Source organism: Falsiroseomonas oryziterrae (assembly GCF_021864505.1).
Lineage (GTDB): Bacteria > Pseudomonadota > Alphaproteobacteria > Acetobacterales > Acetobacteraceae > Falsiroseomonas > Falsiroseomonas oryziterrae.
On the sequence record NZ_JAKJIB010000162.1, the window covers coordinates 1 to 8,331 of the forward strand.

Consider the following 8,331-nt stretch of genomic DNA (forward strand, 5'->3'; position numbering starts at 1 on the left):
CGAGGCGCTGCTCGCGCCGACCCGGATCTACGTGAAGCCCCTGCTGGCCGCGCACCGGGCGGGCCTGGTCAAGGCGGCGGCGCACATCACCGGCGGCGGGCTGCCCGGGAACCTGCCGCGCGTGCTGCCGGCCGGCGTGACCGCGGCGCTCGACGCCCGTGCCTGGACGGTGCCGCCGGTGTTCGGCTGGCTCGCAAGGGCCGGCGGGATCGTGCCGGACGAGATGCTGCGGGTCTTCAACTGCGGCCTCGGCATGGTCGTGGTGGTCGCGGCCGAGCAGGCGGAGGCAGCGGCGGCGCTGTTCGCCGCGGAGGGCGAGGCGGCGACGCGCATCGGCGTGCTGGAGGCGTCCGAGGGCCCGGCCGCGGTGCGGGTGGACCACCTTCCGGCGGGCTGGCCCGCGGCATGAGGCGGGCGCGCACCGCCGTGCTCATCTCCGGGCGCGGCAGCAACATGGCCGCGCTGCTGGCGGCGGCAGCCGACCCCGCCTATCCGGCCGAGATCGTGCTCGTGCTCTCCAACCGCGACGACGCGGCGGGGCTCGATCATGCGCGGGCGCGCGGCGTGCCGACGGCGGTGGTGGAATCCCGCGTCTTCGGCCGCGATCGCGACGGCTTCGAGCGCGCGATGGAGGCCGAGTTGCGCGGCCACGGGGTGCGGCTGATCGCGCTGGCCGGCTTCATGCGCGTGCTGACCGAGGGCTTCGTCGCACGCTGGCGCGACCGGCTGGTGAACGTCCACCCCTCGCTGCTGCCGGCCTTCAAGGGGCTCGACACCCATGCCCGGGCGCTCGCGGCCGGGGTGAAGCTGCATGGCTGCTCGGTGCACCTGGTGCGGCCGGGCGTCGACGAGGGCCCGATCCTGGCCCAGGCCGCCGTCCCGGTCCTGGAGGGCGACACGGAGGCGACGCTCGGCGCCCGGGTCCTCGAGCAGGAGCACCGGATCTATCCGGCCGCCCTCGGCTGGCTGGCGGCGGGGCTGGTCCGGGTGGAGGGCGAGGTGGCGCAGGTGGCGGCACCCGGGGCCGGGACGGCGCTGGCCAACCCCCTCCCCTTGCCCGGATTCAAGCCGGTTTCTACAAGCGCGGCAGGTTGAGCCGACAAGGACAAGGACAATGGCCGAGGAGGGCCCGAGCAAGATGGAGCTGGTCGAGGTGAAGGCGGACGACATCCTGCCGGAGCGGCGCGCCTTCTACGACCGGTTCATGGTCGGCACGACCTGGGCGGCCGGCGCCACGGTGGTGGTGCTGGTCCTGATGTGGATCTTCCTGGTCTGACCCTTCTCGCGGGCGCCGGGCGGCGGCCACGCCGCGGTGATGCGCCGGGACGGTCTCCCGGCGAGGTTGCCGCAGCTCCAGCGATGCCCCGTTGACGGCGCGGATGCGCGCGGCCCGGGTGGCGGACTTGCCGGCCCTGGTGGGGCTGCTCGCCGACGACGCACTCGGGCGAGAGCGCGAAGCGCCGGGCCTGCCCCTGACGCAGGCCTATCTCGATGCCTTCGCCGCGATCGAGCGCGACCCGAACCAGCTTTTGGCCGTGGCGGAGCATGACGGCAGGCTCGTCGGGATGCTGCAGCTCAGCTTCATCCCGGGCCTGTCGCATCGCGGTGCCTGGCGGGGCCAGATCGAATCGGTCCGGGTCGCCGCCGGCCAGCGCGGCGCGGGGCTTGGCCAGCGGATGATCGAGTGGGCCGTGGAACAGTGCCGCGCGCGAGGCTGCAGCATCGTGCAGCTGACCACCGACAAGTCGCGGGCGGACGCGCACCGGTTCTATGCGCGGCTCGGCTTCCGGGCCACGCATGAGGGGTTCAAGCTGAGGCTCTAGGCGAAGCGCCGGCAGGCACGGGCCCGCCGGCGCAGCGGTGTCAGCCGACGATCTCGTATCCGGCGAAGAAATAGGCGATCTCGATCGCCGCGTTCTCCGGGCTGTCCGAGCCGTGCACCGAGTTCGCCTCGATGCTCTCGGCGAAGAGCTTGCGGATGGTGCCCTCCGCGGCATTGGCCGGGTTGGTGGCGCCCATCAGCTCGCGGTTCCTGGCCACCGCGTTCTCGCCCTCGAGCACCTGCACGACGACCGGGCCGGACACCATGAAGTCCACGAGGTCGTTGTAGAACGGGCGCGCGGCGTGGACCTTGTAGAACTCCTTGGCATGGGCGCGCGACATCCAGATGCGCTTCTGGGCCACGACGCGCAGGCCGTTCTTCTCGAAGATGGCATTGATCGCGCCGGTCAGGTTGCGGCGGGTCGCGTCAGGCTTGATGATGGAGAAGGTGCGCTCGATGGCCATGGGGGCGTTCCTTGCGGTGTCGTTGTGCGTCTGCGAAGGCGGCGGGGGGATAGGCGTTGGCGCGGGGCTGCGCAAGTCCCGCCAGCCGCTCCGGCCCGCCAGTGTCCGACCGGGCGTGCTCCCTGCCCCACCGCAGCCCGGCGGCTGCCCGCACCCGGAGCCGGCGGACGGGAACCGCCTGAGCGGCGCATAGTGTCGCGGGTGGCTGCGCCGGGGTGCCCGACCGCGCTACAATTCACAAAATGACCGTGCTCGCCATCCGCAACCTGGTGCTCCGCGTCGGCGGCCGCGCGCTGCTCGACGGCGCCCAGATGACGCTCGACACCGGGCGGAAGCTCGGCCTTGTCGGGCGTAACGGGGCGGGCAAGTCCACGCTGCTCAAGGCGATCATCGGCGAGATCCAGCCCGACGGCGGGGAAGTGAGGCTCGCCGCCCGCGCCCGCCTCGGCCATGTCGCGCAGGAGGCACCGGGGGGCGAGGGCTCGCTGCTCGACGCCGTGCTCGCCGCCGACACCGAGCGTGGCGCGCTGCTTGCGGAGCTTGAGCGGGAGCCGGAGGCGCATCGCGCCGCGGAGATCCATGAGCGTCTGATCGCGATCCGCGCCGATGCCGCGCCGGCCCGCGCCGCCGCCATCCTCGCCGGCCTCGGCTTCGACGCGGCGGCGCAGGCCCGGCCGCTGGCGAGCTTCTCGGGCGGCTGGCGGATGCGCGTCGCACTCGCCCGCGCACTGTTCCCCGAGCCGGACCTGCTGCTGCTCGACGAGCCGACCAACCACCTCGACCTCGAGGCGACGCTCTGGCTGGAAGGCTGGCTGGCGCGCTTCCCTGGAGCGGCGATCGTCGTCAGCCACGACCGCGGACTGCTCGACCGCTGCGTGGACGTGATCGCCCACCTGGATCGGGCGAAGATCGCGACCTACCAGGGCAACTTCGAGAGCTTCGTCCGGCAGAAGACGGAACGTGCCGCGCAGCAGGCGGCAGAAGCGGCGAAGATCGCGCAGCAGCGCGCGCACATGCAGGCCTTCGTGGACCGCTTCCGCTACAAGGCGTCCAAGGCGCGGCAGGCGCAGAGCCGGCTGAAGGCGCTGGCGAAGTTGCCACCGCTGGAGGCGGTGATCGAGGATGCGCCGACGCGCTTCGCCTTCCCGCCGCCCGAGCAGCTCTCGCCCCCGGTGGTGGCGATCGAGCGGGCCGAGGTCGGCTATGGCGGCCCGCCGGTGCTGCGCAACCTCAACCTCCGGCTCGACCAGGACGACCGCGTAGCGCTGCTCGGCGCGAACGGCAACGGCAAGTCGACCCTGGCGAAGCTGATCGCCGGCCGGCTCGATCCCACGCGCGGCGAGGTTCGGCGGGCCTCACGGCTCAAGGTGGGCTTCTTCGCGCAGCACCAGAGCGAGGAGCTGGACCTCGCCGGCACGCCGCTTTCCCACATGCAGGCGTCGATGCCGCGCGCGACGGAGACGCAATGCCGGGCCCAGCTCGCCCGGTTCGGCCTGGCCGGCGAGAAGGCGGAGACCCGGATCGGCGCCTGTTCGGGTGGCGAGAAGGCGCGCCTGCTGCTCGCGCTCTGCACCCGGGAGGCGCCGAATCTGCTGATCCTGGACGAGCCGACCAACCATCTCGACATCGATGCGCGAGAGGCGCTGGTGAAGGCGCTGGCGGAGTTCGAGGGGGCGGTTCTGCTGATCACCCACGACCCGCATCTGGTCGAGCTTGTCGCGGACCGGCTCTGGCTCGTGGGCGACGGTACCGTCAGCGCCTTCGATGGGGATATGGATGACTACCGTGCGCTGCTCTCGGAGCGGACGCGGGCGGGAGGCGCCGAGGCCGCACCGGCCGGCGGCGCGAGAACCGCGGAACGTCGCGGCCGCGCGGAGGCCCGCCTGCAGCTTGCGCCCCTGCGGCAGCGCCTGAAGGAGATCGAGAGGCTGCTCGAGCGGCTTGGCCTCGAGGCGGCGTTGATCGAGAAACGCCTGGCCGATCCCGACACCTATGCCAAGCGTAAGTCGGAAGACATCGCCTGGGCGACCGCGCGGCGCGCCGCGATCGCCAGGGAGACGGCCACGCTGGAGGAGGAGTGGCTGGATCTCTCGGAACGTCTCGATGCCGCCTGACGGCGCGCGCCTGCGCGATCCGGCCTTGCCGGCCGGGCCGTTTCGTGAGGGGCGGCGCGGCTTTGCCGGCGAGGATGGCGGCCGGTGAAGACGACGGCCGGATATTCCTCGGCGTCCTATCGCGTCAGCCTCGTGATCGTCGGGCTCGTCTTGCTCTTCCTCGCGGCCCTGGTCGGGCTTCGCGTGGACACGCTCAGGACCGAGCACGCGGCCGCGATCGGACGGGCGGAAGCCGCCATGCGCAACCTGTCCAGGGTGGCGGAGCAGTATGCCGAGCGGGTCTTCGAGACCTCGTCGCTGGTCACCGAACGGGTGCAGAGCCGCGTGGCGGAACTTGGCGGCGCGGACGCGCTGCGCGGCAACGCGGAGATCCATCACTGGCTGCGCGACCTGCAGGATCGCAGCGCGGGCGACTACGTAATGGTCACCGACTCGCGCGGCATCCCCGTCTCGGCCTCCTATGCGCATCCGGCGCCGCAGGTCGACCTCTCCGACCGGCGCTGGTTCCGTGCCCATCTGGAGGGCGCAGAGACGCATGTCGGAGAGGCGCTGTACAGCCGCATCACCAACGAGATTCTCTTCACCTTCACGCGCATGCTGCGGCGCCCGGACGGCGGCTTCGACGGCGTCGTGCAAGTCGCGATACGCACCAGCTTCTTCCAGCAGACCACGGTCTCGCTGGAGCACGGGCCGAGCATCGTCATGGGCCTGTTCGACATCGACGGGCGCGTGCTGGCCCGGACCGGGCTGCGCGAGGACCAGGTCGGCACCGGCCTTTCGAACGCCGAGGTGCTTCGTGCATTCCGCGAGCGGACCGAGGGGACAGTGCGCCATGTCTCGCCCTTCGGCGGGCAGGAACGCATTCTCGCATTCCGCCGGCTGGCCGACTGGCCGGTCGTGGTCACCGCCAGCATCCCTGTCGAGACGGCGCTCGCGGGCTGGCGCCGATCGGTGCGCTGGTCCCTGGAGGTCATCGGCTCGGTCGCCTTCGGGCTGCTCCTGCTCGCGGCTCTCGCGATCCGCATGGCGAACCGGGCGGAGCGCACCGGTCGGCAGCTTGCGATTGCCAATGCGCAGCTGCGCGAGACGGCCGCGGAGCTGGAAGCGAGGGTCGAGGCGCGAACGCGCGACCTGCGCGCGAGCGAGACGCGCTTCCGCGGCGTCTTCGACAGCACCTTCCAGTTCATGGCGATGCTCGCCACAGACGGCACGCTGCTGGCGGCGAACCGCTCCGGCCTGGACTTCGCGGATCTCAAGAGGGAAGAGGCAGTCGGCCGCCCGCTGTGGGAGGCGCCGATCTGGCACGACGCCGCACAGGCCGAACGCCGGCTCCGCGAGGCCGTGGCCACCGCGCGGGCGGGGACGCCGGTGCGCTACGAGACGACGCTGCGCGGCGGCGAGGGGCGGCTGGCCACCATCGACTTCTCGCTCAAGCCGGTTCGCGACGAGGCGGGCGACGTCGTTCTGCTGGTCGCCGAGGGCCATGACCTGACCGAGCTGAAGGCCGCCGAGACGCGGCTGCGCGAGGCGCAGAAGATGGAGGCCCTGGGCCAGCTCACCGGCGGCGTGGCGCATGACTTCAACAACCTGCTGATGGTGGTGATCGGCAATCTCGGCCTGCTGCGCAAGCGCCTGCCGCCGGACGCCCGCCTGCACAGGCTGCTCGACGGCGCGCAGCAGGGCGCCGAGCGTGGCGCGGCGCTGACGCAGCGCATGCTGGCCTTCGCCCGACGGCAGGAGCTGCGACCGGCGCCGGCCGACCTTGCCGGCCTCGTGGGCGGGCTGCGGTCGCTGCTCGAGCGGTCGGCCGGACCGACGGTGCGGATCGACATGCGCCTGCCCGATGGCCTCCCGCCAGCCCTGGTGGACGCCAACCAGCTCGAGCTCGCGCTCCTCAACCTCGTCGTGAATGCGCGCGACGCCATGCCGCAGGGCGGGACCATCGAGATCACCGCCGCCGCGTCGGAGGCGCCGTCCTCGGCCGCTCCGCCCGGCCTGCTCGCTGGCAGCTACCTGCGCCTCGCGCTGCGCGACACGGGCTTCGGCATGGACGCGGCGACGCTGTCTCGCGCCACCGAGCCCTTCTTCACCACCAAGGGCGTCGGGCGGGGATCGGGGCTTGGCCTTTCGATGGTGCAGGGCCTCGCGCAGCAGTCGGGCGGCGGGCTGAAGCTGTTCAGCGCGCCCGGCGAGGGAACGACGGTGGAGATCTGGCTGCCGCGCGCGCCCGCCGCTGCTGCAGTCGGGCCAGCGGCGGCTTCGGCCGGCAGCGGCATCGAGGGCGAGCCCGGACGTTGCGTGCTGGTCGTGGACGACGACCCGCTGGTGGCGGCGGGCACGGCGATGATGCTGGAGGATATGGGTCACATCACGGTGGTGGCCAACTCCGCCGAGGAGGCGCTGCAGCGCTTGGACGCCGAGCCGGGTGTCGAGCTTGTGCTGACCGACCACGCCATGCCGGGGATGACGGGGCTGGAACTGGCCGAGCATCTGCGACGGGAGCGGCCGGACCTGCCGGTGGTCCTCGCCACCGGCTATGCGGAGTCGCCCGGCGCAGCCTGGCTGCCGCGGCTGAACAAGCCTTATCGTCAGGACGAACTGGCAGCTCTGGTCAGGCGGCTCACCCGCGCGGAGGTCGACTGAGGCCCACGCGGCTGGACGGATCGATCACGGAGTGGTGAGAAGGTAGAATGCGTCGCCTCGCCGCCTGCGTGATCGCCAGCCTGCTGCTCGCCGCCCCAGCGGTCGCGCAGCAGCAGCCGACGACGCGGCTCGCTGACTTCCTGCGCGACCGGCTGGATGCGCAGACGCGCCTTGCCCTCGGCGTGCAGTCGCTGACGGTCCTGCCAGATGGCGCGGCGAGCGACATCCAGCTGAGCCGGAGCGCAGGCAGCACGGAGAAGACGGGCCTGCTCCTCGGGCAGCTCGGCACCGGCTTCACCTGGTCCGAGGACTTCCCCCTCTATCTCGAGGGCTATCTCGGCTATGCGCGATACAACCCGCGCTTCGTGCTCACGCGCGACGAGGAGAGCCGGCGGCTGTCGGTTGCCTGGAACAGCGTCTCGGCGACCGTCGGCGTCGGCTGGTCCTTCGCGGTGACGGACCGGCTGCAGATCCGGCCGGTGGTGAATGCCAGCCTTGGCTACGTATCGAACGACCTCGCGCTCGGCGCCGAGCTGCTCGAGTTCCTCACCGGCATCGACCTGGAGTTCCTCAAGCAGGCACAGGCTGCGACCGGTGGCATCGGCGGTGCGATCGTTCTCGCCTGGTACGATTACCGCGCCGCTTGGGAGTTCGAGGTCGAGGTCCGGCTGTCGCAGATGAACCTGCGCACCCTGCCCGTCTATTCGCGCGGGCTCGACGTGCGCGAGAACACCCGCACCGCGACGCTCTGGGCGCGCTACCGAGTGCCGATCGGCTGGGAAGCCTGGGGGCGGCCGGTCCGCTGGGTGTTCGAGACCTACCACACCGAGTTCCTGACCGACACGCAGAAGCGGGTTCTCGGCGCCGACCGCCTGACCCGGCTCGGCACCGGCATCGAGGTGGATGTCGGGCGCTGGGAGTTGGGCGCCTTCGGGATCAACCTGAACCGCGTGCGGCTGATGGGCAACGTCATCACCGGCGAGGGCATCAGCGGCTACTCGGTCGGCATCGGCATGAGCTTCTGAGCGGCGGCGGGCCTTGGCGCTTTGCGCAAGCCGCCACGGTCATGCCATCATCCTCGGCGGAAGTCGCGCGAGCGACCTCGATCGGGAGTTGTATCCATGACCGTAACGCCGCGGTTCTCGTCGCTGGCCCGGGTCTCGGTGTTGTTGCTGGGCGGGGCGGCACTCGCCGTGCTGCCGGTCACCGGCTTCATCGCCGACCAGGGCTCCGCATACGCCAATAACGGCGGTGGCGGCGGTGGTGGCGGCGGTGGCGGCGGCGGCGG

The 8,331-nt window shown here is 71.9% G+C and carries 8 protein-coding genes; 7 read left to right on the forward strand and 1 reads right to left on the reverse strand.

Annotated features, from left to right (window positions below; translation table 11 throughout):
• The 4 genes from L2I40_RS13665 to L2I40_RS13680 form a co-directional block, all read left to right on the forward strand.
• On the forward strand, nucleotides 1-409 hold a 409-nt coding region (locus L2I40_RS13665), incomplete at its 5' end, for an AIR synthase-related protein (protein WP_237215514.1).
• Nucleotides 406-1,095, forward strand: a complete 690-nt coding sequence (gene purN, locus L2I40_RS13670) for a phosphoribosylglycinamide formyltransferase (RefSeq protein ID WP_237215515.1) — start codon at nucleotides 406-408, stop codon at nucleotides 1,093-1,095. The genes L2I40_RS13665 and purN, both read left to right, overlap by 4 nt.
• Nucleotides 1,096-1,114: 19 nt before the next feature.
• Nucleotides 1,115-1,276: an aa3-type cytochrome c oxidase subunit IV gene (locus L2I40_RS13675; RefSeq protein ID WP_237215516.1), complete on the forward strand. Its 162-nt coding sequence runs from the start codon at nucleotides 1,115-1,117 to the stop codon at nucleotides 1,274-1,276.
• A gap of 118 nt (nucleotides 1,277-1,394) precedes the next feature.
• Nucleotides 1,395-1,823, forward strand: a complete 429-nt coding sequence (locus tag L2I40_RS13680) for a GNAT family N-acetyltransferase (RefSeq protein ID WP_237215517.1) — start codon at nucleotides 1,395-1,397, stop codon at nucleotides 1,821-1,823.
• Nucleotides 1,824-1,863: 40 nt separating this feature from the next.
• Here L2I40_RS13680 and ndk read toward each other — a convergent pair whose 3' ends face one another.
• Nucleotides 1,864-2,286 carry a nucleoside-diphosphate kinase gene (gene ndk / locus L2I40_RS13685; protein ID WP_237215518.1) on the reverse strand — a complete coding sequence of 141 codons (423 nt, stop codon included), beginning with the start codon at nucleotides 2,284-2,286 and terminating at the stop codon, nucleotides 1,864-1,866.
• A 242-nt stretch (nucleotides 2,287-2,528) separates the two neighbouring features.
• Between ndk and L2I40_RS13690 the strand changes: the two genes are divergently transcribed.
• The 3 genes from L2I40_RS13690 (at nucleotide 2,529) to L2I40_RS13700 (ending at nucleotide 8,068) form a co-directional block, all read left to right on the forward strand.
• Nucleotides 2,529-4,400, forward strand: a complete 1,872-nt coding sequence (locus L2I40_RS13690; RefSeq protein ID WP_237215519.1) for an ABC-F family ATP-binding cassette domain-containing protein — start codon at nucleotides 2,529-2,531, stop codon at nucleotides 4,398-4,400.
• An 84-nt stretch (nucleotides 4,401-4,484) separates the two neighbouring features.
• Nucleotides 4,485-7,043: an ATP-binding protein gene (locus L2I40_RS13695; protein ID WP_237215520.1), complete on the forward strand. Its 2,559-nt coding sequence runs from the start codon at nucleotides 4,485-4,487 to the stop codon at nucleotides 7,041-7,043.
• 47 nt (nucleotides 7,044-7,090) lie between these two features.
• Complete coding sequence (locus tag L2I40_RS13700; RefSeq protein ID WP_237215521.1) at nucleotides 7,091-8,068, forward strand: hypothetical protein; 978 nt, start codon at nucleotides 7,091-7,093, stop codon at nucleotides 8,066-8,068.
• The last annotated feature ends 263 nt before the right edge of the window (nucleotides 8,069-8,331 follow it).

Excerpts from the sequence above, each read along its gene's own strand:
- L2I40_RS13675 (WP_237215516.1), top strand. The coding sequence starts at position 1,115 with ATGGCCGAGGAGGGCCCGAGCAAGATGGAGCTGGTCGAGGTGAAGGCG.
- purN (WP_237215515.1), top strand. The coding sequence starts at position 406 with ATGAGGCGGGCGCGCACCGCCGTGCTCATCTCCGGGCGCGGCAGCAAC.
- L2I40_RS13690 (WP_237215519.1), top strand. The coding sequence starts at position 2,529 with ATGACCGTGCTCGCCATCCGCAACCTGGTGCTCCGCGTCGGCGGCCGC.
- ndk (WP_237215518.1), bottom strand. The coding sequence starts at position 2,286 with ATGGCCATCGAGCGCACCTTCTCCATCATCAAGCCTGACGCGACCCGC.
- L2I40_RS13700 (WP_237215521.1), top strand. The coding sequence starts at position 7,091 with ATGCGTCGCCTCGCCGCCTGCGTGATCGCCAGCCTGCTGCTCGCCGCC.